The organism is Sulfurimonas sp. (assembly GCF_023229025.1).
Taxonomy (GTDB): Bacteria; Campylobacterota; Campylobacteria; order Campylobacterales; family Sulfurimonadaceae; genus Sulfurimonas.
In genome coordinates this window covers 41,088-63,750 of the sequence record NZ_JALOAA010000008.1, presented here as the reverse complement: position 1 = coordinate 63,750, position 22,663 = coordinate 41,088, and the positions used below count along the sequence as shown (strand labels likewise).

Sequence of the window (22,663 nt, the reverse complement as noted above, 5' to 3'; positions counted from 1 at the left end):
TTGACAGTGGTTGACAATACGGTAGCAACTCCGGCTTTATGTCGCCCACTTGAGCATGGTGCAGATATAACCGTTCATAGTGCAAGCAAATATACGACAGGTCAAGGTCTTGCTATCGGCGGAATATTAGTAGAGAGAAAAGATTTGGTTGAAAAATTAAAATCAAATCCTCGCTACGCACACTTCAATGAGCCTGACCCCTCTTATCATGGTCTAGTTTATGTTGATGTACCGCTTCCTCCGTTTACACTTCGTGCTCGCCTTTCCCTGCTTAGGGATTTAGGTGCTGTTGTATCTCCATTTAACTCATGGTTATTTATTCAAGGGATGGAGACGTTGTCGCTTCGCATGAGAGAACACTCGAAAAACGCCCTTTTGTTGGCAGAGTTTTTAGAATCACACCCAAAAGTAAAAAAGGTAAACTATCCTGGACTAAAAAACAATACAAACTATAAAAATGCTCAAAAATATTTTGACGAGGGCGCAAGCAGCGGTCTTCTTAGTTTTGAAGTAGCCTCACTTCAAGAAGCAGTAAAAGTGGTTGATGCAACTAATCTCTACTCGCTTGTTGTAAATATAGGCGACTCTAAATCAATAATTACACACCCTGCTTCAACCACTCACCAGCAGCTTACTCAAGAGGAGCTTGCAGCTTGCGGAGTTCCTGCAGGGCTTATTAGAATCTCTTGCGGCTTAGAGAGTATTACTGACTTAATAGCGGATATAAAACAGGCTCTTGAGGCGTAAATTTGTCACTAAACCTTAAGACACATACAGAACATTTTACAAATCCACTCTATCTAGAGAGTGGACGTATTTTAGAACCATACGACATTGCTTACGAAACATACGGTACTCTAAATGACGACAAAAGTAATGTTATCGTCATATGCCATGCACTAACAGGTTCACACCACTGTGCAGGAACTTATGAGGGCGATAAAAAACCCGGCTGGTGGGATAATCTAATAGGTCCTTCAAAAGCGGTTGATACCGATAAATACTTTGTTATTTGTACAAATGTTATAGGAAGCTGTTTTGGTTCAACAGGTCCTATGAGTCCACAACACCCGCATCAAAATCCATACCGTTACAAATTTCCGGTTATTACCATAAAAGATATGGTCAAGGCTCAAAGAATTCTTTTTGACAAACTCGGCATTCATAACGTTCATGCGATTATAGGCGGCTCTATGGGCGGTATGCAAGCACTTCATTTTGCAGTTCATTACCCTGATTTTGCATCAAAAACAATATCTTTAGCCACAACGCATGCAACTCAACCTTGGGCTATCGCATTTAATAAAATAGCTCAAGAAGCGATACTAAAAGATCCTGATTTCAAAGGCGGATACTACGAGCACGAAGATATTGTAAAAAGTGGATTATCGGGCTTAGCAGTCGGAAGAATGGCAGGGCATATTAGTTTTCTCTCGCATGAGTCGATGCAGGGCAAATTTGGCAGAGAGTATAAAAGTACAGATGGACTTTACGAGCTATTTGGAAAGTTTCAAGTGGAGCTTTTTTTAGAGTACAATGGATATAATTTTACAAAGTGGTTTGACCCGTTGTCTTACCTGTACATTACAAAAGCGATAAATATTTATGATCTCTCACGCGGATTTGACTCGCTCAGTGAGGCTCTGCAAAAAGTAAATACTCAGCTACATCTAATTAGCTTTAGTAATGACCTACTCTTTAGAAGCTATGAGATGAAAGAGATTAGTGATACTTTAACTAAAATAGGATACAAAAATCATCACTATCTAGATGTAAAGAGTGACTATGGGCATGACTCCTTTTTGGTAGAAGTTAATAAGTTTGAAAAATATATAGAGGAGGCGTTAAATGGCTAAAGAGGCTTTAACTAAAGAAACCGAAGGTTTTGAATCAAAACTGCAAAATGCAAAAAAAATTCTAGATACTTTAATGAACCCTGAGATTACGTTAGCAGATAGTGTAAAAGCGTATGAAGAGGGTATGAGTGAACTCTCAAAAGCTCAAAAAATACTAGAAGATGCAGAGATAAAAATAACAAAGATAAAGGCAGAGTAGTGCTAGCTGCGGTGCTTCAACTAAGTGCTCAAGGTATGAGCTCAACTAAGCTATACAACTATATTAGAATCGCAAGCAAACAGGGAGTAAAGGTTCTTCTTTTAGGCGAATATATACTAAACCCATTTTTTAAAGAACTTCAAACTCTTTCAAACGACATGATAAAAGAGCATTCAGAGCATCAAATAAAAGTCCTAAGAGAGCTAGCTTCTACTTATAATCTCACTATTATCGCACCAATTATTATTGTTAAAAAAGCAAATATCTACAAAGTTATTGCAAAGTTTGCTCCATCATCTACTTCCTACTACCAACAGCAGCTTCTTATAAACTATCCGCACTGGAATGAGGAGAAGTTTTTTGCAAATGAACAAAAGGCTATAGAAGCCCCTTTAATATTTAAGATAGAGGGGTTTAAATTTGCTATAATTAGTGGATTTGAGCTCCATTTTGATAAAATATTTGAAGAGCTTAGTCATAAAAATGTTGATTGTATCTTAGTACCGAGTGTATCGACATTTGACTCTTACGAGAGATGGAAAGCGCTTGTTCTCTCTCGGGCATTTACTCAAAACTGCTATATTTTAAGAGCAAATAGGATAGGTGAATATAAGGATAAAGAGTTTACATGGCGTTTTTACGGAGATTCGCTTTTAGCTTCTCCAAACGGCGAGCTTCTAGAGCATTTAGGAAACAAAGAGGAGCTTATGATTGTTCAGATGCACCACTCAGAAGTTCTTGCTGCAAGAAGATTCTGGGGCTTTAGGGATATGATACATAAAAGGAGTAGCTTATGATGAACTATTTTCAACGTCAAGTACAACTTTGGGGGGAGGAGACTCAACTCTCTTTGCAAGATAAAAAGATAGCGGTTGTAGGTGCCGGCGGACTTGGAAGTTCTCTAGCATTTGCTCTTGGTTCAAGCGGTATTGGTGAAATACATATGATAGATTTTGATGAAGTCTCAACTCACAACATCCATAGACAGATTGCATTTAAAATTGGTGATGAGGGCAAAAATAAAGCTGCTATTAATGCAGCGCTTATTGAGAATAGATGCCCCTTTGTCAAGGCTATTGCGCATGAGTGCAGATTTGATGAGTGGTGCAAAAAGAATATTTATGTTGATTTAATTATTGATGCAACAGACAATCTTCCTACTAGAGGCGAAATAGACAGTTACTGCAGAGATAAAAAATCGCCTTGGATATATGGAAGTGTTGAAGCATATCATGGGCAGGTCTGCTTTTTTAAGGACTCCTCTTTTAGAGATGCCTTTAAAATAACATCAAAAACTCCAGCCGGTATTACCGCTCCTATAGTTATGCATGTAGCATCTCTTCAAGCAAACCTAGCACTAAGATATCTAGCCGGACTAAGTGTTAAAAAAGACTTCTTGTATTATCTGTTTTTTAACAGTGAGGGCGAATATATTACCCAGAAGTTCTCTCTTCCAAAAGCATAATGGAGTTTATATGAAAATTTTATCAATTATATTTTTTCTGATTTTCAATCTTGGAGCTGCCCAAAGTGTTTCTGTTGCACAAAAACCAAAAGCAGATCTTGAAGCGATATCAAAATATGCTATTAAATTCGGTACGGGCACGGATAGCGATATATATGTTTTTGTAGACCCGCTCTGCGATTACTCTCGTGCGCTAATAAAAAAGATAGATGAGAACAAAATGTTGCAACTATCTAACACTTACTATGTATTTCTATACAGACTTCCTATTCTTAACTCCGAGGAGACAATACACTACATATATGAGTCCTTAAATCCAAAAGAGACACTTATAGATATAATGGTATATGAAGATGAGATAGAACTAAGCAACTATAAAGCCAGACAAACTACATTAGATATGATTGAAGAGATTGCAGATGTTGCAAAGAGTCTTGATATAAAGCAGCGTCCATATATGATCTCTTTTGATAAAGGTTCAAGCTACTGTAGAGTCTCAGAGGGAGAGGCTTCGTGCCTAGAGGAGTTTGACAGCCATTAACCTCTATTTTATAGATTTTAGATATAATTTCACCTACTATTAAAGGCACTAAAAACTATGAATTTTGAACCCTATCCATTTGAAAAACTTAATAATTTACTTAAAGAGATTGCGCCAAATAAAGAGTATGAACCATCTGTTTTAACCATAGGCGAACCACAATTTGAAACTCCTGACTTTATTCAAAAAACGCTTTGCAAAAATGCCAATCTTCTTAGAAAATATCCTAAAACTATCGGTGAAGATGAGCTAAGAGAAGCTCAAAGAGCCTTTGTTGCAAAAAGATTTGGCGTCAATCTTAGCAATGAGCAGATTATCCCTACTTTTGGAACAAGAGAGGTACTTTTTAACTTCCCTCAATTTCTACTTTTTGATAAAAAAGAGCCTTGCATCGCCTTTACAAATCCTTTTTATCAGATTTATGAGGGTGCGGCAATCGCTTCAAGAGCAAAAACAATCTATCTAAATCTTACACAAGAAAATAACTTTAAGCCTCTAATTGATGAGGAGAAGTTATCTGCATCTCATCTTGTAATTTTAAACTTTCCAAATAATCCCACTACATCCACGCTCACTCTTGATGAGCTTGGCGAGTGGGTTAAGCTCGCACTTAAGCATAATTTTGTACTTTTAAATGATGAGTGTTACAGCGAAATTTATACAGACAAGCCGATTCCCTCACTTCTTGAGGCATCATTACATGTAGGAAACAGGGAGTTTAAAAATATTCTTATTGTTAACTCCATCTCAAAACGCTCATCCGCTCCAGGACTTCGCTCAGGTTTTATTGCAGGTGATGAAAAGATACTAAAAGAGTACATGAGCTATAGAACCTACATAGGTTGTGCCTCCCCTCTTCCGCTTCAAAGTGCTGCAGCGGCTGCTTGGAGTGATGAGCAGCATGTAGAAGATGCAAGAGCAATTTATAAACAAAACTTTGAAGCCGCGCGCGAGATTTTAGGTATTGAGATTCCAGATGCTACCTTTTACATTTGGCTAAAAGTTCCAAATGCACTTGAGTTTACAAAAAAGCTATATAGCAAATACAATGTAAAAGTTTTACCCGGAGAGTATTTAGCTAGAGACGATGAGAATTGTATAAATCCCGGCAAAGATTTTATAAGAATCGCGCTTGTTGAAGATCCGAAAAAAACAAAAAATGCACTAAAGAGAATAAAGGAGTGTCTATCGTGAGTGAAACAGAAAAATTAAAAGCAGAGGTGCTTCAAGCACAACAAAACTCTGACATAGCCTCTTTATATCTACTTGAGCAGCGTGCACATGACACTTTTGATGAAGATATGCTTCAAAATTTTTATATAAATATACTTGATTTAGCACTAGAGAGATTAACAGACACGCTTGAGACACACAGAGTAATGGATATGAGTGAAGTTCAAGACTTTGCAACGCTAAGAGCTCTGTATGAGTATGCCATAGAGCATTACAGCGCAGGAAAAACATCTGATGCGAGTGCTCTTTTTGAAGTTTTAAGCGGACTTAGTAATGACAAGAAGTTTTCATCGGCTCTTAAATTTCACTGGATTGCCTCTAAAGAAAACGTCTCTTTTGATAATTTCTTATCAGATATAGCCGATATTGATTCAACACAAGATGCGGGAACGTTTTATATAAGTTGCTTTAACAGCGAGGCACAGAAATTGCTAGACAACCCCAAAATAGATACGGAGTAAGCGAATGAAAATTCATTTTATTGGTATTGGCGGAATTGGGATATCAGGGTTGGCGCAGTACATGCACTTTCAAGGTCATGAGATAAGCGGTTCGGATATATCTGATACGGTAATAACTAAAAAACTTCGTAAGCTTGGCATTAAAGTTACAGTTCCTCATGATGCCTCTGCTATAACAGATCAGGAGTTAGTTGTTCACTCTGCTATTATCCGTCCTGATAATCCTGAAATCGTTGAAGCAAAAGAAAAAGGTATCGAGGTTCTTGCCCGTCGAGAGGCGCTACTGCGTATTTTAAACAACTTAAAAGTTTACTCTGTCGCAGGCGCACATGGCAAAAGTACTACAACTGCAATACTAACGGCTATCATGGAGGGCTCTGCAATCATAGGTGCAGAGTCAAAAGCATTTGGCTCAAATGTACGATATAACCCGCAAAGCGATGTAATGCTCTTTGAAGCAGATGAGAGTGATGGCAGTTTTATAAACTCAATCCCACACTGTGCAATTGTTATAAACGCCGAGCCTGAGCATATGGAGTATTATGACTATAATTACGAGCTTTTTTACGACTCTTACAAAACATTTATAAAATCTGCACCTTGCCGTGTCTTAAATGCAGAAGACCCATTTTTAAGCAAACTTATTGATGAAGTTGATGCTAAGTGGCTCTACCCAAGCAAAGATATCACAGATATAAAATTTGTACTGATTGATAATGAGCCTCATACGAGATTTACCCTTAAAGATTTGGGCAGTTTTGATGTTTGGGGATTTGGAAAACACATTGCACTTGATGCCTCTTTGGCTATTTTAGCAGCAAATGAGTCCATGGATATTGAGATAATTAGAGAGAAGATACTTACTTTTAAGGGTATTAAAAAACGCTTTGATATTGTCGGATCTGAAAAAGGAAGCGTAATAATAGACGATTACGGTCATCACCCTACAGAGATAAAAGCTACCTTTGAGTCGGTCAAAGAGTATGCTCTTTTAAAAGGATTTGATAAGATTACGGCAATCTGGCAACCGCATAAATACTCAAGGACTATAGACAATCTTGAAGAGTTTATAAAGTGTTTTGAAGGGGCAGAGGAGCTTATAATACTTCCTGTTTGGTCTGCAGGCGAGTCGATAAAAGAGATTGACTTCAAAGAGAAATTTAAAAGGTACAACTTAATTATGGCTGACAATATAACAAGAGCAAACAACACTATTACTATCATGAAAGATAAAGAAGTGTTAAAAATATTAGACAAAGGTCTTATCATCGGTTTTGGTGCCGGTGACTTAACTTACCAGATAAGAGGAACTGCATAATGGCATATATAGCTGGGCTAGTAGTTGTAGCTCTCTTCTTTTTAGCACTGCACTACTTTACTGAACTAACCCGTTCTCAAAAAACAGTAGTAACCGGAATAGTTTTATCTATCGTTTTATTTGCTATAGCATACAATAAATATAATGACAAAAGAACTCAAATGATGCTTGATGCTGTTTTAAGATATAACCAAAATAGTACAATCATTTGCCAAGGCGTAGAGGTAAACAAAGAGAACTTTACACTTAGTATAGGCACATACACTTTCATAGGTAAAGAGAACACTCCATACTATGGTCAGATGATTAGTGCATCTAAATGCGAGTAGAGAGTGATTCAAGGATTGATTTACTAATCAATCAGCTAGATTTAGGCGAGCATATTGCCCTATTTAGACAATTTTTCTCACGAGATGACTCTCTTTACATGGAGGGTGACCAAGAACTTCACTACCGCTTTATTATGGCACTTGATGCCATAGAGTTTAAAGCTCCCCCAAAAGTAGCTGACTTTACAAATATAAAACTTCATCTAAAAAAACATGGCGTACTACAATTTGAACAGATTTTTGAAATTATTAAAGTCGTACGCTATTTTAGATATTTTAAAAATAAAAATCTCCAAGGCATTATCGGCGAATGGATGGATAGATTTGTAGTTGAGCAAAAATTTTTAGATGTTGAGCAGTACTTTACTAATGAGGGCAAATTTGATGAGAATCTAGATGAGACTCTTTTTGCTTTAAGTGCCAGAATAAAAGAGCATAAAGCCAACATGAGCGGCTCTTTAAAAAGGCTTACCTCCACTCAAAAAATATCGCCCTACCTTATTGATACCCAAATTCATCTCATCAATGACGAGGAGTGTCTCCTTGTTCGCGGTGGATTTAATCATGTGCTAAAAGGCGCAGTAGTAGGCAGAAGTGCAAGCGGTGGTTTTTATGTCTCTCCCGATAGCATACTAAAGACAAAAGAGCAGATACGCTACATAAACCAAGAGAGAGAAGCTATCTTTTACACTTATGCAAAAGAGTTCTCATCAAAACTCTCGGAGCTCTTACCTTTTATAAACTTTGTCGATAAAGAGTTTACAAAGTTTGATAACTATCAAGCCAGAGTCCTGTTTGCAAAGAGTAAAAATCTCCAACTCATTAAGTCAAAAAAAGATTCAAAAATTATTTTAGATAGTTTCATTCACCCTGCACTTCACAATGCAAAGCCTATACATGTGGACTTTTCCAAAAATATACTTATGGTCACAGGTGTAAATGCCGGTGGTAAGACTATGCTCTTAAAATCAATTTTAAGTGCGGCTTTTATGGCAAAATATATCATACCCATGAAGCTAAATGAACATAAGTCTCACATAGGAAGCTTTAAAAATATATTGGCAGTCATTGATGATCCGCAAAATGTAAAAAACGATATCTCTACTTTTGCAGGACGAATGCAGCAGTTCTCAAAAATATTTGAGTACAGAGATGCACTTATCGGAGTCGATGAGATAGAGCTGGGAACGGATAGTGATGAGGCTGCCGCACTATTTAAAGTAATACTTGATGAGTTAATTTTACGCGGACAAAAAATCGTAGTAACAACCCATCACAAGCGACTAGCTGCTCTTATGGCAGATCGTGATGATGTTGAGCTTATGGCAGCTATTTATGATGAGCAAAATAGAGCTCCGACCTATGAGTTTATGCAAGGGATTATAGGTAAGAGTTACGCATTTGAGACCGCACAGAGATACGGCATCTCAAACAAAATCGTTCAAGAAGCAAAAGCTCTCTACGGTGACAACAGCGAAAAGCTAAACATGCTTATAGAGAGAGGCTCACAACTAGAGCGCGAGCTTAAACAAAAGCACAAAAAAGTTGATGAAAAAATAGAAGAGCTGCAGATAAAAGAGCGGACTCTAAAAGAGCAGGAAATCAAGCTTTTTGAGGAGCTCCAACGTGAGAAAAATTTGCTCAAAGAGAGTTATAAAACTGCTATAGATGAGGCAAAGCAAGCAGCTCGCGCTGGAGATATGAAGGCTATTCACAGAGCGATGAATGAAGCCAATAAAAAGCTCCCCCTTGAAAAAAAAGAGAAAATAACTCCACATATAGAGTTTAAAGTCGGCGATAATGTTAAATATCATAGCAAAAAAGGCGTTATAGTCGCCATGAAAGATAAAAAAGAGGCGATTGTAGAACTTGATGGAATGCGAGTACGCGTTAAGACATCGCAACTAAAACACACTCAGCTCATAAAACAGAAGCCAACTACCGATGTAAAATTAAATGTTGAAAAAAAAGCGGGCTTAAAGTGTGATCTTCACGGTATGAGAGCCGAAGAAGCAAATGAGGTTTTGGACAAATTTATCTCCGACGCACTCATAAACGGATGGGATGAAGTTGTAGTCTATCACGGCATAGGAACGGGAAAACTCTCCTACGCCGTCAAAGAGTTCCTAAAAGCTCATCCAAAAGTCAAGAAATTTGAAGATGCACCACAGTATCTGGGTGGATTCGGTGCAAAAGTAGTGACACTATAGTGAAAAAAGCAGCAATTATCGGCGGCGGTGCATCTGGACTTTTGTGTGCTATATTTTGTGCCAAAGAGAATATAGATGTAGATATTTTTGAACAAAATTCTAAATGTGCTAAGAAGATTCTGGTCTCCGGAAACGGGCGCTGCAACATTACAAATACAAACCTCACTTATCATGATTACTTCTCACAAAATCCTCTATTTGTAGAGTTTGCACTTAAAGAGTTTGGCTTTGTTAAGTTTGAGAAGTTCTGCCATAGCATTGGGCTTTTACTTGACATAAAAGATGACGGACGAGTCTATCCTCTTAGCAACGAAGCAAAAAGCGTTGCATCTCTGCTGATTAATTATGCCAAAAACCTAGGCGTTACTTTTCATACGGATACAAAAATAACGGACATTAAAAAGCTCTTATATGAGCATGACGCAGTTGTCGTAGCAACAGGTTCTGAGGCTGCTTCACATCTTGGTGGAAACAGTGACGGAGTTGAGTTTGCAAAAGCCTTTGGACACAATATAATCCCGACCTATCCTTCACTTGTGCAACTTCATCTTGATTCAAAAATTGTAAAAAAGATGAGCGGAGCCAAGGCTAGTGGGGAGGTTACACTTCTTATAAATAGTAAAAAAGAGCTTACATGTAAGGGAGATATTCTTTTTACAGACTACGGTGCCTCAGGATTTGCGATATTAGATATCTCTCAAGGAGCAAGTGTCGCTTTGATGGAGCATTCACATGTAAGCATCTCAGTAAATCTGCTTCCCGCCTTTACTGCGCAAAAGCTCTCATCTCATATAAGCACTCTTGCTCAAAATATGCCTCATTTTTCTATTTTAGATATCTTAGCAGGGCTTGTTCCGCTAAAAATTGCTCAAGCTATTTTAGAAGATTTAGATATTCTAGCTTCTACATGTAATAATGAAATCAATATGAAACTAGCCAAAAAAATAGCAAACCAGCTCTTAAACTGGCGCTTTGAGGTAAGTGACACACATGGTTTTCGTCACGCAGAAGTAGCAGGCGGTGGAGTCGATACCACAGAGATAAATCCAAAAACTTTTGAGTCATTAAAACAGAAAAATCTATACTTCTGCGGAGAGGTGTTGGATGTTGTAGGCAAAAGAGGCGGATATAACTTTGCCTTTGCTTGGGCAAGTGGATATTTGGCGGCAAAAGATATCACTAAAGTTTAAATATTTAAATCCCCATCCCATTTAGCTGATTTGCAACATACTTTGCATGATTATCCGTCATTCCAACTATATAGTCAACAACTCTTTGATACATGTTATATAGACTCTCTCCCTTTTGAGGTCTATCTTCTTGCATAAGTTCTAAAGCACGTTTATATCTAAAAGATAGCTTCTCCTCATCACCCTTTTTGTAAAAATCGTATGTTGCATGTATGAGGTTATCTAATAGCGTCTCAATGATATTGTACGCTCCAAGTTCAAGCTCTATCTTTCTTTTTTCGTTAAATATCTCTTTGCTAGCAAGACTTTTTGCCTCTTCTATGGCTCTTTTGTACTCTTTGTTTGTAAAAAGCTCTATCAAATTCTTTGGTTGCTTTTCACTCATAATTGCATCAAAATTATCTTCAAACACTTCCATTGTATGCACGGCCAAGTTATGAATCGAGATAGCAACAAGTCTTGAGATTTTTTTAATATCAGAGTATCTATCATCCTTATATATCTTACTAACCTCTTCTTTTGAGCATAGAAGAGTAAAGATAGTTTTTGTATCTTGAAGCGTTATGATTTTTAACTCAACTGCATCTTGCAGATCCAAAAGCCCGTAGCAGATGTCATCAGCTGCTTCCATAAGGTATGAGAGTGGATGCCTTTTATATGAGCCGTCTCTCTCAACAAGTCCTAACTCTAAAAATAGAGTCTTAAAGAACTCCGCTTCGCTTTGAAAAAAGTTGAACTTTGATTTGCCCAGATGTTCACATCTGCTTGAGTCGTGAGGATACTTTACCAAAGCACCCAGTGTTGCAAAAGTAAGCCTCATTCCACCGTTAAAAAGGTTGTTCTCTATCTGACTCACGACTCTAAAGCTTTGAGCATTTCCGTCAATATGGATAAAATCTTCAAGCTCATCTACTCGTAGTTCCTTTAAAAAACTCTTCTCTTTGTTGCTCTTAAACCACTCTTTTATAACCTCCTCTCCCGCATGTCCAAAAGGCGGATTTCCGATGTCATGAGCCAAACATGCCGTCTGGATAATATACGCCACATCATAAGGGTCTATCTCCATTTGTGGGTATCTTTTACTTAAAAATTCCCCTGCTCTAAGCCCGAGACTTCGCCCTACACTTGCGACTTCCAAGCTGTGTGTAAGTCTGTTGTGTACATGGTCGTTTTTTGAGAGCGGGTGAACCTGCGTCTTTTTTGAGAGTCTTCTAAAGGAGTTGCAAAATATTACTCTGTCGTAATCTTTATGAAAACTGCTTCTGTAATACTTCTGCTCATCATCCTCTCTAATATCATCTTTTGCATAATATCTTTTGCTTGAGAGTAGCTTTTTAAACATCGTTTATCTCCTAATACAAAAATCATATACCGTTATAGCATATTTTATGTAATATCGCCACATTAACAAAAACAAAATCTTAACTCTTTTTGGATAAACTACTTTTATATAAACAGAAGGATTCCTACATGTCAACACCGCTTATAATTCTTATAGTAATTGCTCTTATCCTAATTTTAATGTACAACTCACTCGTTGCAAAGAAGAATCAGGTTACAAATATATTTGCAAGTGTTGATACTGTTCTTAAAAAACGCTACGACCTCATCCCAAACCTTGTCGCATCGGTGAACAAATATATGGAGCATGAGAAGTCGCTTCTAGAGGAGGTCACAAAACTTCGCGCAGAAGCAAACAGGCCAAATATCAGCGATGAGCAAAAAATAACTCTAGATGCAAAAGTAAGCTCCGCTCTTGGCTCTATAATGGTAGCTGTTGAGAACTATCCTGAATTAAAAGCAAATGAAAACGTAATGCATCTTCAGCGTACTCTAAATGAAGTTGAAGAGCAGATTTCAGCCGCAAGACGTGCATATAATCAAGCCGTAACAGACTATAACAATGCAATTGAGATGATACCTACAAACTATATGGCTTCGCTTATGAGCTACAAGCAAAAAGAGGTATTTGAGATAGTTGAGAGCCAACGCAAAAACATAAATGTTAAAGAGCTTTTTAATTAAAGGCTTACTTAGATGAAAAGTGTAAGCGAGCTTACGGATTTTTATTATAAGAATCTATTTCCTACTCTGAAAAATCTTGAAGATAAGAGAAAAAAAGTAAAAGAGAGAATGATTCTTATCTCGATTATCTATACTCTTTTATTTGCTCTAATTGCTTATGCGATAGGAGATTTTTATGAATTTATCTTAGTTGCATATATAGTTCTAGGGACAATTATATATAAGTTTTTGATAAAAGATTATACCCATGAATTTAAACTAAACGTAATAAAACCGCTCATTCATGCAATCGACAACTCCTTGCTCTACTCATCTACAACGCACGTCTCAGACTACTTATTTGAGCACTCAAACCTTTTCTCAAAGCCCGACAGACTAAGTGGAAACGACTATGTAAAGGGAAAAATAGATAACATTAACATACAGTTTTCAGACATTCATGCCCAAAAAAGGCATAAAAACTCAAGAGGCAAAGAGAGTTGGAGCACTTTATTTCAGGGTCTTTTTTTAGTTGCAGATTTTAACAAACATTTTTACGGCGAGACGGTAGTTCTGCCCGATACTGCTCAAAACAGTTTTGGATCTCTTATAGGTCACTGGCTACAATCAAATAACATCTCAAGAGATGAGCTTGTAAAAATGGATGACACCGAGTTTGAAAAAGAGTTTGTAGTTTACTCTAGCGATCAAGTCGAAGCAAGGTACATACTATCTAATGCACTAATGAAAAAGCTTCTTTTCTTTAAAGAAAAATCAAAACATGATATCTATATCTCCTTTATCGGTGCAAATATATATATGGCAATAAGCTATGAAAAAGATCTCTTTGAGCCCTCTATTTTTAGCTCTTTATTGGAGTATAAGGTGGCCATGGAGTATATAAAGACTCTGCATCTAGCCATAAGCGTTGTAAAAGAGTTAAAACTAAATCAAAGATTGTGGAGCAAAACATGACAACAAAAACAGCAATTCTCTTCTTGGCTATATTTACCATAAACGTATGGGCAGTTACTATAAACGATACTCTAAAAAATGTAGTTATCGACGCAGAAAATGGAGGTCTTGCAAGTGACGGCACTGCTTGGAACTCATCAATAATTAAAGATAAAGTATATGTAATGTTCTACATAGACCCTGATGAGAAAGACACAAACGAGCATTTTTCAAAAAAGTTAAATGAGAAGAGCTATGATAAAACCAACTATGGGGAGATTGCAATCGTCAATCTTGCAGCAACTTGGAAACCAAATGTTGTAATAGAGTCCCTTTTAAAGAGTAAACAAGAAGAGTTTCCCGACACCATATATGTCAAAGACAAAAAGAGTGTTTTAGTAAAAGAGTGGGGATTAGAAGATGATGCATCAAACATACTTATCTTCTCTAAAGACTCAAAGCTTCTATTTTACAAATCCGGAAAAATCAGCCAAGATGAGATGCAAAAAGCGTTTAGTATCATAGAAGAGAATCTACAATGAACGAACAAAAGATATTTCTTCTTAGCATAAAAGATTTTTTAACCCCTAAAATGCTCAAATATGCTCTTTTGCCTTTTATTATTAGTTTAATTGTTATGTATATTCTCTTTTTTGTAATAGCCGGCATCGGGATTGAGCAACTTGGTTCATTAGATGTTCAAAGCTCACAAACAACTATACAAGACGGTATTCCTCACACAGAGACTATAGAGGCAAAGCTTGAAGGCTCGGCAATTATGAAATTTTTTATGAGCTATGCCGTGACCTCTTGGCTGGCAACATTTTTCATCTACGCCATTGGCGGATTTTTAACAATATACGCCTCCATATTTGTTGCAATAATTATCATCGGTTTTTTAACACCGTTAGTCTTAAAGGAGCTTCAAAAAAGACACTACATGGATATAGAGATGATAGGTTACTCAAACCCTATCTCTGCAATCTTTTTAGCTCTGAAGTGGACAGCGACCATGGTTTTGCTCTTTGTTTTGCTTATACCTTTTTACTTTATACCGCTTGTAAACATTGTGGCAATCAATATACCGCTATACTACTTTTTTCACAAGATGCTCACTTTTGATGTCTCATCAAACATCTGCACTAAAGAAGAGAGCAAGCAGATAAGCTACTTTAACGCAAATAGATTAAGAGTAAAGACGCTGCTTCTGTATCTTTTCTCCCTAGTTCCTTTTGCAATATTTTTTGGGGCTATATTTTTTGTGATTTATTTGGGACATACCTATTTTCTAGAGGTTAAAAAAATTAGAGAAAATTAGAACTAAACTGTTAATTGATTTTTTCTATTTTCATATCATCAAACATTTTTTGAATTAAAGAGGCAAAGAGTTTCTCGCTTTTCTCCCCTTTGTAGTCCATATATGCGGTGTAGATTTTTTTATCTTCATAAAAAAGCTCTGCTACAACCAGACCGTCATAACTATAATCTGAAGATGTTTTTGAGAGTGGATTTGTACATGCTTTTGTGTAATCTCTATGTTCGACTCTTAGTTTGTAACTCGATTTCTCGATGTTAAAACCTTTTTTTTGAATTATAGCCGTTGCACTATCTTTAGAAAACTTATCATTTGCAATAATTTCTAACTTTTTAAACGAGAGACCTATTTTATTTTTATCATGGATGTTTGTATAGATTTTAGAATCGCATCCGGTAAAGGCAAAAATTAAAAGAAGTAAAAAGAGCCTAGCATAAAAAGCTAGGCCAAATAGTTTATAGTTTTGAGATATACTCTGCAAGTGCTTCTATCTCATCTTCGCTGAGTTTAGATACCTGACCTACCATTATGCCTTTCATAGCACCACCATATGTTCCATCTTTATACCCGTGAAGTGAATCTGCTATTTTCTTAGCATCCCAACCTTTAATAATCTGAGATTTTCCAAGAGCCGGCTTTGAAGCATCTGGACCATGACATGCTGCACATACCTGATACATCTTCGCAGCATCTACCTTAGGTGCTGTAACTGCTTCTTCTATCTCCTTAGTTTTAGCTACAACAGCCTCTTTTACCTCTTGTGTCTTTTGGGAAACAGCCTCTTTTGCTTCTTGTGTCTTTTGGGAAACAGCCTCTTTTGCTTCTTGTGCTTTTTCAACTACTTCCTCTTTTGGCTCTTGTGCCTCTTGCTCTGCTTCACTCTTAAGCTCTTTAGCACTTTGAGTTATGCTTTGAGTTGATGTGTCTTGAGTCTCCTCTTTACTCTCACTGCTACAACCGACTAAAAATAACGCTAAGATCGCTGATATTAATATTTTCATTAATAATCTCCTTTTTTTCGCATTATACTCTAATTTTTAAACTCTAAAATAAAATTTTTATTAACATTTTATATCTAATTTTTTTAAAATTATTCTTTTTAGATAATTAGAGATAGAATAGTTAAAAATTGTTATACAACCAATGGAAAAAACGGATATGAATAAGATAAACTCTCTTAAAAGAAAAAATAACTTTAAATATTTTATTCTAATAACTATAATGCCTATATTAGGTGTTGTCGTAATATTTACATATGCCTTTTTACAGGTGCAAAAAGATTTAAAATTTATAACAGAAGAGATAACAGGCTTAGAGACAATAAAAGAGATTCAAAATAGTGTTTTTAATATTCAAAAACTAAGAGGTTTGGCATGTATTCAAACTCCAACAGCAGACTCAACAAAAGAGCTAGAGCTTATAAAAGAGAAAGTCTCAAAAAACTTTATGTTGCTACAGCAAAAAATTGGCGCTCAAAATGAAAAGACACCGCTTAAAGCCGAGCTACTTGGCTTTATTGATTCTATTGAGAAAGATTTTTTAAAGACTGCTGGCTTTAACTATTTATCTGAAATAATAGAGGAGCTGATGAACTACTCCAGTAAAATCTCTTATGAATGCAATCTTGTACTTGACTCAGAGTTAAACTCCTATGTTATGGTTGATAATGTACTCTACCTTTTACCACAACTTATAGAGTATAGTGGACAAATAAGAGCAATTGCTACAAGCACAAAAGATAGAAAATTAACAAAGCAACAAAAAGAGTACTTTGCTATACAACTAAACAAAATCAAAGAGAATTTAAAAAAATTGGAATTTAATCTCGCTATTTTATATAAAACAGAGCAAAACATTGACATGAGAGAGCCTCATTTAAAGATGAAAAAGGCGCAAAGTAATATTATAGAATTTACAGAAAAACATCTGCTTAATATTAAGAGTGTGCCTCCTGATCCAAATAAAATTTTTGAACTAACTACCAAAAACATTAATTCTATAATTGCTCTTTATGATATCAATATAGCGCTGTTAGAAAAAAGTCTTGACAACAGACTCAAAGAGGCAAATAAACTCTCAATTTATGTAATCTTAACAGGGCTTATCGCTATTTTATTTATTATATACATAAATGGAATTTTTTATCGCAAAAATAGAAGTTTTATAGAGGAGATACACAGGATGACCATTACTGACTCTATGACCTCTTTATATAATAGACGATACTTTGATGAAGTTTTTGGGAGTAATCTAAAGATACAAAGCAGAACAAAACAGCCGCTAGCATTTATTATTTTAGATATAGATTTTTTCAAACAGTATAACGATACGTATGGACATCATGAAGGAGATAATGTTATAAAAATAGTAGCAGAAAAACTAAAAGAGTCTCTTAAAAGAGCCGGTGATATGGCTTTTAGGCTTGGAGGTGAAGAGTTTGGGATTTTATGTATCGGTATCAATCATGCAGAAGCACTCTCTTTTTCTAACACTATAAAAGAAAATATTGAAGATGAAAAAATAGAACATGAAAAAAATAGAGCAAGCAGATACTTAACAGTCTCCATGGGGGTTATTATTATCGAACCTAATCTACTCTTTACTACTAATGAAATATATAAGTTTGCAGATGAAGCACTATATGAAGCTAAGCAAAAAGGGCGTAATCAAGTTGTAGTCTATAAGCACAAATCTTAAGCTTACTCCTCTTTCTCCTCCTCTTTTAATACCATTGCCCTATAGGCTTCATCTTTTGGAACTAGTCCGGCTTCATATAGAAACTGAGAGGGTAAAAAGTTGATTTTTTTTATCTTGTCATACTTTGCATAAGCGAGATAAAGTATATCTTTTGCGCGAGTGACTGCTACATAAAAAAGCCTTCTCTCCTCATCTAGTGAGCCGCCGCGCTGCATCAGTTTTCTATTTGGAAAACGACCGTCCATTAAGTCAACTATATAGACCTCTTTATACTCCAACCCTTTTGAAGCATGCACGCTAAGAAGATTGACACCCTCACCCTGTGTTAAATCTGATGAACCCAAAATCATTGCATTTAAAAATCTCTCATGCTCACTATATGGCTTTGATAGCTCCTCTAAAAGAACCATCTTTCTGGCTATTTTAGAGAGTGAGTCAGCTTTTTGTTTCTCATCGACAGTGCCGTCTTTTAACATGGCTCTTTTGCTTGAGAGTATCTCTCCTATATATTTATAAATAGCAGAAGATGTTATCTTAGTGACAATTATACGGGGCTGTTTAATACCTTTTAAATCACGAAACAGAAGATAAAAATCATGCAAAAATGTGGCACTATCTTTTGTTAGTTTTGGATGTTTTAAAATAGGGTTACGCATAAACTTATCTTCAAAACCAAGTTTTGCAAACTTACCCACGCTTCCAAGCTCTAAAAAATCATCAAATAACCCAAGCTGCTGGTTTAGTTTTCGTTTTTCAAATGGATTTTTAATAGATTCATCAGGTGCATAAAGCCCGTAAAATATACTTCCATGCCCCAAAGTTTTAAGTGCTATAAATATCTCTTTTGCCATGGCACTGCCTATACCTCTTACAAACTCAAAAAGGTGTATAAAAGACATCATATCCGACTCATTTACCAAAAGAGTATAAAAGTCAAGAACTGCTTTTACTTCACGCGAATCAAAAAAGCTAGTGCCTCCTTTTCGCTTACATGTTATTCCAAGCTCACGAAGCCCTACTTCTATGCCGTCAGCCGAGGAGTTGTTTCTAAAGATGACTGCTATCTCCTCTTTTGGAGTTTGCGTGTTGTTTATCTTGTACGCTATGTCATGATACTGATCAAAGAGCTCATCATAAGCGAGGAGTCTTGGAGGGTGTGCATCGTAAGTACGTGTGACTTCAAGTTTTTTAGGGTAAATTCTTTCATTATGCTCTATTACTTTTGTTGCAAGAGATAAAATCGGTACGGTTGAGCGATAATTTTTTGTCAGGGTATGAACTTTTGCATCAGGAAATTTTGTAGAAAATGTACCTATAATTGAGATATCTGCCCCGTTAAAAGCATAAATGCTCTGGTCATAATCGCCGACACAAAATAGTGAAGGAGGATTAATGGCATCAATTAGCGTGCCTTGAAGCGCGTTTGTATCTTGGTACTCATCTATAAGCACCTCCTTATATCCAAGCTCTCTTGTTTTGCACATGCTCCTAAAGTTTAAAAGCAAATCATTAAAGTTTACAAATCCATACTCTTTTTTAAGAGCCTCAAACTCATCTACAATATCAGCATAAATCATCGCAAAAAGTTCATGTTCGGGATACTTATTTTCAACCCACTCTTCAAAATTACTATTTAACTCTGTGTTTTGATAAAAAGAGTAAACATCATAAAGATAATTTCCGCCATATGGGGAAATTTCTGCTCCTATATGACCAAAGGAGCGCTTTTCATAAACACTTCTAAAGAGCGTCTTTAGTTCTCTTTGCTGCTTTAAGACAACCCTTTTATCATCTTTTTTAAGCCACCTATAACTTACCGCATGAAAAGTTCCGGCATCTATCTTAGAAGCCACCTCTTTACCAAAAAAATCTGCAACTCTTTGAACCATCTCTGCGGCTGATTTATTTGTAAAAGTAAGAAGTAAAATCTCTGCAGGTTTTATGCCTTTGTTTAATAAATATGCAATTCTTCCGACAATTGTCGAAGTCTTACCTGTTCCGGCAGAGGCTATAATAAGATTTTGCTCACTTGAGGATGTGGCTGCTAGATATTGTTCTTCATTTAAACGCGAAAGTGGCAAAAAAACTCCTATAAAACTAAAAGTGCAATTATACTATCATTAGCTTCAGTGTCCATTTCTTTTAAGTGACCCATCACATCTTTTTGGATATAATCGCAAAAATATTTTATATGATTTAAGGTCAACTACATGTCACAAAAGAGCTATGAACCAAACATAACAGAAGATGCATTTTATAAAATCTGTGAAGAGAGAGGCTACTTTGAAGTAGACTCTAACAAGGGTATTCAAGAGGAGGGGAAAAACTTCTCCATTATGATGCCTCCTCCTAATGTCACAGGTCGTCTTCATATAGGTCATGCACTTACATTTACACTTCAAGATATTATCACTCGCTATAAACGTATGGATGGTTATAAAACTCTATGGCAACCGGGAACCGATCATGCGGGAATTGCAACACAAAATGTAGTAGAGAAGCAACTCCTTGCTGAGGGTACTACAAAAGAAGAAATCGGAAGAGACGCATTTTTAGAGCGTGCTTGGGAGTGGAAAGCAGAATCTGCCACAATCATGACAAGCCAGCTTCGTAAAATGGGAGTAACTCCTGCATGGAAGCGTGAGCGCTTTACTATGGATGACGGACTTCAAAAATCTGTAAAAGAGGCTTTTGTTCATCTCTATAATCAAGGCTTAATTGTTCGCGGAAACTATATGGTAAACTGGTGTACGCATGACGGTGCACTTAGCGACATCGAAGTTGAACATGAAGACCATGATGGTAAGTTTTACCATATAAAGTATCCTTTTGCTGATGGAAGCGGCTTTGTTGAAGTTGCAACGACAAGACCTGAGACATACTTTGGCGACACTGCAGTTATGGTTCATCCAGAGGATGAGCGTTATAAACACTTAATCGGTAAAAAAATTAAACTTCCACTTCTTCAGAGAGAAGTCTCTATCATCGCTGATGAACATGTTGATATGGATTTTGGAACCGGCGTTGTTAAAGTTACACCGGCACATGACCAAAATGACTACGAAGTCGGTAAACGCCATGACTTGGAGTTTATTACAGTATTTGACGAAAAGGGTATTTTAAACGAGTACGCAGGCGAGTTTAAAGGTTTAGAGAGACTCCAAGCGCGTGATATTATTGTAAAAAGACTTGATGAGGAAGGCTTTGTAGTAAAAATCGAAGATCACAAACATCAAGTAGGTCACTGCTACAGATGTAAAAATATAGTAGAGCCTTATATCTCAAAACAGTGGTTTGTAAGAAGTGAAGTTGCAAAGAAGTCTATAGAAAAAACAAACAACGGCGAAGCAAAATTTTTCCCTCCTCATTGGATAAACTCATACAACGCATGGATGGGCGATCTAAGAGATTGGTGTATCTCACGTCAGCTTTGGTGGGGACATCAGATTCCTGTATTTTACTGCGGGGATTGTGAGCATGAGTGGGCAAGTCTAAAAGATGAAGAGCATACATGTCCAAAGTGCGCTTCAAAAAACATCTCTCAAGACCCAGATGTGCTAGATACTTGGTTTAGCTCCGCTCTTTGGCCATTTTCTACTCTTGGCTGGGGTCAAGGTGAATGGTGCGAAGCGCCAGAGAGGGACAACCTGGATTGCAATGGCGATGTTGATATGGACAAACTATTTAGTTCACAAGATATGAAAGATTTTTACCCGAACTCTCTTCTCATAACTGGCTTTGACATTCTCTTTTTCTGGGTAGCTAGAATGATGATGATGGGGGAGAGTTTTATAGGCGAGTTGCCATTTAATCATATATATCTTCATGCTCTTGTTCGTGACGAGCATGGGCAAAAAATGTCTAAATCAAAAGGCAATGTAATCGACCCTCTTGACATGGTAGAGAAATATAGTGCCGACATCTTGCGTTTTACTCTGGCAATCAGTGCCGCACAAGGGCGTGATATAAGAATGAGCACGGATAAGCTCGAACAAAACCGCAACTTTACAAATAAGCTCTACAATGCGGCAAAGTTTCTACAAATGAACGTAGATACATTTCCTGATTTAAAAGGTTTTTGCGTTGAGTCTCCTCTTGGACGCTACATGCTCTCAAGATTAAACGTAGCAACAGCGGAAGTTCGCTCATGCTTGGATGATTACAGATTTAATGATGCGGCAACTGCACTTTACCGTTTTATATGGAATGAGTTTTGCGACTGGGGAATCGAGCTAAGCAAAGCAGATAAAGGCGCTATTGTAGAGCTTGGAGCGATTTTCAAGGAGGCTATGAAACTGCTTCACCCTTTTATGCCTTTTATTACAGAGTATCTCTACCATGAGCTAAGCGGCACTTCACTTGAATCCTCAGAGTCGATTATGATTAAGAAGTACCCATATAAAACAAAAAAACGTCTAAAAGATGAAGCAAGATTTGAGATAATCATGGATACCATAGTCTCTATCAGGCGTGCTAAAGTTTTAGTAGATTTGGCAAACCAAAAGATAGAGAAGGCATATGTTAAGATAGATAATATAAATGAAAAAGAGCAAGAGCTCATGAAACCTTTTATACTAAGACTTGCTAAAGTCGATACTGTAGAGTTTACTAACTCTAAAGTAGAAAATGCAATAAGTGATATCTCCCAAAAGTGTGAGACATTTATACCGACACAAAGTATTGATCTCTCACCGATTATCAACCGCTTAACAAAGCAAGATGAAAAACTGCAACGCGAGATAGATAAGTTTTCCGGTATGTTAAACAATGAGCGTTTTGTTGCAAATGCACCCGAAGATGTTCTAGCTAAAAATCGTGAAGCGCTGGCTGATGCGATAGATAAGCAAAAAAAAGTAATGCAACAGCTTGATTTACTTAAAAACTAAGATAA

22 protein-coding genes are annotated in these 22,663 nt (G+C 36.7%); 18 read left to right on the top strand and 4 right to left on the bottom strand.

From position 1 onward, the window contains the following. From M0Q20_RS03425 to M0Q20_RS03370, 12 genes are all read left to right on the top strand, one after another. Positions 1-747, top strand: a 747-nt coding sequence (locus M0Q20_RS03425; protein ID WP_295058762.1) for a PLP-dependent transferase, incomplete at its 5' end; no start/stop codon positions are given. A 2-nt stretch (positions 748-749) separates the two neighbouring features. Next, on the top strand, positions 750-1,856 hold the full coding sequence (locus tag M0Q20_RS03420; RefSeq protein WP_295058761.1) for a homoserine O-acetyltransferase: 1,107 nt from the start codon (positions 750-752) through the stop codon (positions 1,854-1,856). Beyond that, positions 1,849-2,055 (top strand): exodeoxyribonuclease VII small subunit, encoded by a 207-nt coding sequence (gene xseB / locus M0Q20_RS03415; RefSeq protein WP_295058760.1) that lies wholly within the window; start codon positions 1,849-1,851, stop codon positions 2,053-2,055. Before M0Q20_RS03420 ends, xseB begins: the two co-directional genes overlap by 8 nt. Further along, positions 2,055-2,852, top strand: coding sequence for a carbon-nitrogen hydrolase family protein (locus tag M0Q20_RS03410; RefSeq protein WP_295058759.1), 798 nt, complete (start codon positions 2,055-2,057; stop codon positions 2,850-2,852). Before xseB ends, M0Q20_RS03410 begins: the two co-directional genes overlap by 1 nt. Further along, a complete protein-coding gene (locus tag M0Q20_RS03405) occupies positions 2,849-3,520 on the top strand; it encodes a ThiF family adenylyltransferase (protein ID WP_295058758.1) in 672 nt (223 codons plus the stop codon). Before M0Q20_RS03410 ends, M0Q20_RS03405 begins: the two co-directional genes overlap by 4 nt. Before the next feature lie 10 nt (positions 3,521-3,530). Continuing rightward, entirely contained in the window at positions 3,531-4,061 is a 531-nt protein-coding gene (locus tag M0Q20_RS03400; protein WP_295058757.1) for a hypothetical protein, read from the top strand. Positions 4,062-4,118: 57 nt separating this feature from the next. Beyond that, complete coding sequence (locus tag M0Q20_RS03395) at positions 4,119-5,255, top strand: succinyldiaminopimelate transaminase (RefSeq protein WP_295058756.1); 1,137 nt, start codon at positions 4,119-4,121, stop codon at positions 5,253-5,255. Beyond that, on the top strand, positions 5,252-5,755 hold the full coding sequence (locus M0Q20_RS03390; RefSeq protein ID WP_295058755.1) for a hypothetical protein: 504 nt from the start codon (positions 5,252-5,254) through the stop codon (positions 5,753-5,755). Before M0Q20_RS03395 ends, M0Q20_RS03390 begins: the two co-directional genes overlap by 4 nt. Positions 5,756-5,759: 4 nt before the next feature. After that, on the top strand, positions 5,760-7,073 hold the full coding sequence (murC, locus tag M0Q20_RS03385) for a UDP-N-acetylmuramate--L-alanine ligase (protein WP_295058754.1): 1,314 nt from the start codon (positions 5,760-5,762) through the stop codon (positions 7,071-7,073). After that, complete coding sequence (locus M0Q20_RS03380) at positions 7,073-7,402, top strand: hypothetical protein (protein ID WP_295058753.1); 330 nt, start codon at positions 7,073-7,075, stop codon at positions 7,400-7,402. The genes murC and M0Q20_RS03380 overlap by 1 nt, the downstream gene beginning before the upstream one ends. After that, positions 7,393-9,612, top strand: a complete 2,220-nt coding sequence (locus M0Q20_RS03375) for an endonuclease MutS2 (protein WP_295058752.1) — start codon at positions 7,393-7,395, stop codon at positions 9,610-9,612. Before M0Q20_RS03380 ends, M0Q20_RS03375 begins: the two co-directional genes overlap by 10 nt. After that, positions 9,612-10,802: an NAD(P)/FAD-dependent oxidoreductase gene (locus M0Q20_RS03370; protein ID WP_295058751.1), complete on the top strand. Its 1,191-nt coding sequence runs from the start codon at positions 9,612-9,614 to the stop codon at positions 10,800-10,802. The genes M0Q20_RS03375 and M0Q20_RS03370 overlap by 1 nt, the downstream gene beginning before the upstream one ends. 4 nt (positions 10,803-10,806) lie before the next feature. Here M0Q20_RS03370 and M0Q20_RS03365 read toward each other — a convergent pair whose 3' ends face one another. Then, complete coding sequence (locus tag M0Q20_RS03365) at positions 10,807-12,144, bottom strand: deoxyguanosinetriphosphate triphosphohydrolase (protein WP_295058750.1); 1,338 nt, start codon at positions 12,142-12,144, stop codon at positions 10,807-10,809. A gap of 128 nt (positions 12,145-12,272) precedes the next feature. Here M0Q20_RS03365 and M0Q20_RS03360 point away from each other — a divergent pair, with 128 nt between their 5' ends. The 4 genes from M0Q20_RS03360 to M0Q20_RS03345 are packed head-to-tail and all read left to right on the top strand — an operon-like array spanning position 12,273 to position 15,078. Continuing rightward, a complete protein-coding gene (locus M0Q20_RS03360) occupies positions 12,273-12,827 on the top strand; it encodes a LemA family protein (RefSeq protein WP_295058749.1) in 555 nt (184 codons plus the stop codon). Between the two features lie 12 nt (positions 12,828-12,839). Further along, positions 12,840-13,781, top strand: coding sequence for a DUF3137 domain-containing protein (locus M0Q20_RS03355; RefSeq protein ID WP_295058748.1), 942 nt, complete (start codon positions 12,840-12,842; stop codon positions 13,779-13,781). Beyond that, positions 13,778-14,302, top strand: a complete 525-nt coding sequence (locus M0Q20_RS03350; RefSeq protein WP_295058747.1) for a YtfJ family protein — start codon at positions 13,778-13,780, stop codon at positions 14,300-14,302. Before M0Q20_RS03355 ends, M0Q20_RS03350 begins: the two co-directional genes overlap by 4 nt. Next, complete coding sequence (locus tag M0Q20_RS03345) at positions 14,299-15,078, top strand: EI24 domain-containing protein (RefSeq protein ID WP_295058746.1); 780 nt, start codon at positions 14,299-14,301, stop codon at positions 15,076-15,078. Before M0Q20_RS03350 ends, M0Q20_RS03345 begins: the two co-directional genes overlap by 4 nt. A gap of 10 nt (positions 15,079-15,088) precedes the next feature. Here the strand turns inward: M0Q20_RS03345 and M0Q20_RS03340 are convergent, their stop codons facing one another. Together M0Q20_RS03340 and M0Q20_RS03335 are read right to left on the bottom strand one after the other, a co-directional pair. Continuing rightward, positions 15,089-15,556 carry a hypothetical protein gene (locus tag M0Q20_RS03340; protein WP_295058745.1) on the bottom strand — a complete coding sequence of 156 codons (468 nt, stop codon included), beginning with the start codon at positions 15,554-15,556 and terminating at the stop codon, positions 15,089-15,091. Continuing rightward, positions 15,531-16,076 carry a c-type cytochrome gene (locus M0Q20_RS03335; protein WP_295058744.1) on the bottom strand — a complete coding sequence of 182 codons (546 nt, stop codon included), beginning with the start codon at positions 16,074-16,076 and terminating at the stop codon, positions 15,531-15,533. The genes M0Q20_RS03340 and M0Q20_RS03335 overlap by 26 nt, the downstream gene beginning before the upstream one ends. A 157-nt stretch (positions 16,077-16,233) precedes the next feature. Between M0Q20_RS03335 and M0Q20_RS03330 the strand changes: the two genes are divergently transcribed. Continuing rightward, on the top strand, positions 16,234-17,772 hold the full coding sequence (locus M0Q20_RS03330) for a GGDEF domain-containing protein (protein ID WP_295058743.1): 1,539 nt from the start codon (positions 16,234-16,236) through the stop codon (positions 17,770-17,772). Positions 17,773-17,774: 2 nt separating this feature from the next. Here the strand turns inward: M0Q20_RS03330 and M0Q20_RS03325 are convergent, their stop codons facing one another. After that, a complete protein-coding gene (locus M0Q20_RS03325; protein WP_295058742.1) occupies positions 17,775-19,853 on the bottom strand; it encodes an ATP-dependent helicase in 2,079 nt (692 codons plus the stop codon). A 129-nt stretch (positions 19,854-19,982) separates the two neighbouring features. Between M0Q20_RS03325 and M0Q20_RS03320 the strand changes: the two genes are divergently transcribed. Beyond that, positions 19,983-22,658 (top strand): valine--tRNA ligase, encoded by a 2,676-nt coding sequence (locus M0Q20_RS03320; RefSeq protein WP_295058741.1) that lies wholly within the window; start codon positions 19,983-19,985, stop codon positions 22,656-22,658. Positions 22,659-22,663: the final 5 nt, after the last annotated feature.

Bases quoted from the DNA above. Each gene is read 5' to 3' on its own strand.
- M0Q20_RS03400 (WP_295058757.1), top strand. From the start codon at position 3,531: ATGAAAATTTTATCAATTATATTTTTTCTGATTTTCAATCTTGGAGCT.
- M0Q20_RS03365 (WP_295058750.1), bottom strand. From the start codon at position 12,144: ATGTTTAAAAAGCTACTCTCAAGCAAAAGATATTATGCAAAAGATGAT.
- M0Q20_RS03360 (WP_295058749.1), top strand. From the start codon at position 12,273: ATGTCAACACCGCTTATAATTCTTATAGTAATTGCTCTTATCCTAATT.
- murC (WP_295058754.1), top strand. From the start codon at position 5,760: ATGAAAATTCATTTTATTGGTATTGGCGGAATTGGGATATCAGGGTTG.
- M0Q20_RS03330 (WP_295058743.1), top strand. From the start codon at position 16,234: ATGAATAAGATAAACTCTCTTAAAAGAAAAAATAACTTTAAATATTTT.
- M0Q20_RS03335 (WP_295058744.1), bottom strand. From the start codon at position 16,076: ATGAAAATATTAATATCAGCGATCTTAGCGTTATTTTTAGTCGGTTGT.
- xseB (WP_295058760.1), top strand. From the start codon at position 1,849: ATGGCTAAAGAGGCTTTAACTAAAGAAACCGAAGGTTTTGAATCAAAA.
- M0Q20_RS03380 (WP_295058753.1), top strand. From the start codon at position 7,073: ATGGCATATATAGCTGGGCTAGTAGTTGTAGCTCTCTTCTTTTTAGCA.
- M0Q20_RS03350 (WP_295058747.1), top strand. From the start codon at position 13,778: ATGACAACAAAAACAGCAATTCTCTTCTTGGCTATATTTACCATAAAC.
- M0Q20_RS03405 (WP_295058758.1), top strand. From the start codon at position 2,849: ATGATGAACTATTTTCAACGTCAAGTACAACTTTGGGGGGAGGAGACT.
- M0Q20_RS03375 (WP_295058752.1), top strand. From the start codon at position 7,393: ATGCGAGTAGAGAGTGATTCAAGGATTGATTTACTAATCAATCAGCTA.
- M0Q20_RS03395 (WP_295058756.1), top strand. From the start codon at position 4,119: ATGAATTTTGAACCCTATCCATTTGAAAAACTTAATAATTTACTTAAA.
- M0Q20_RS03320 (WP_295058741.1), top strand. From the start codon at position 19,983: ATGTCACAAAAGAGCTATGAACCAAACATAACAGAAGATGCATTTTAT.
- M0Q20_RS03355 (WP_295058748.1), top strand. From the start codon at position 12,840: ATGAAAAGTGTAAGCGAGCTTACGGATTTTTATTATAAGAATCTATTT.
- M0Q20_RS03345 (WP_295058746.1), top strand. From the start codon at position 14,299: ATGAACGAACAAAAGATATTTCTTCTTAGCATAAAAGATTTTTTAACC.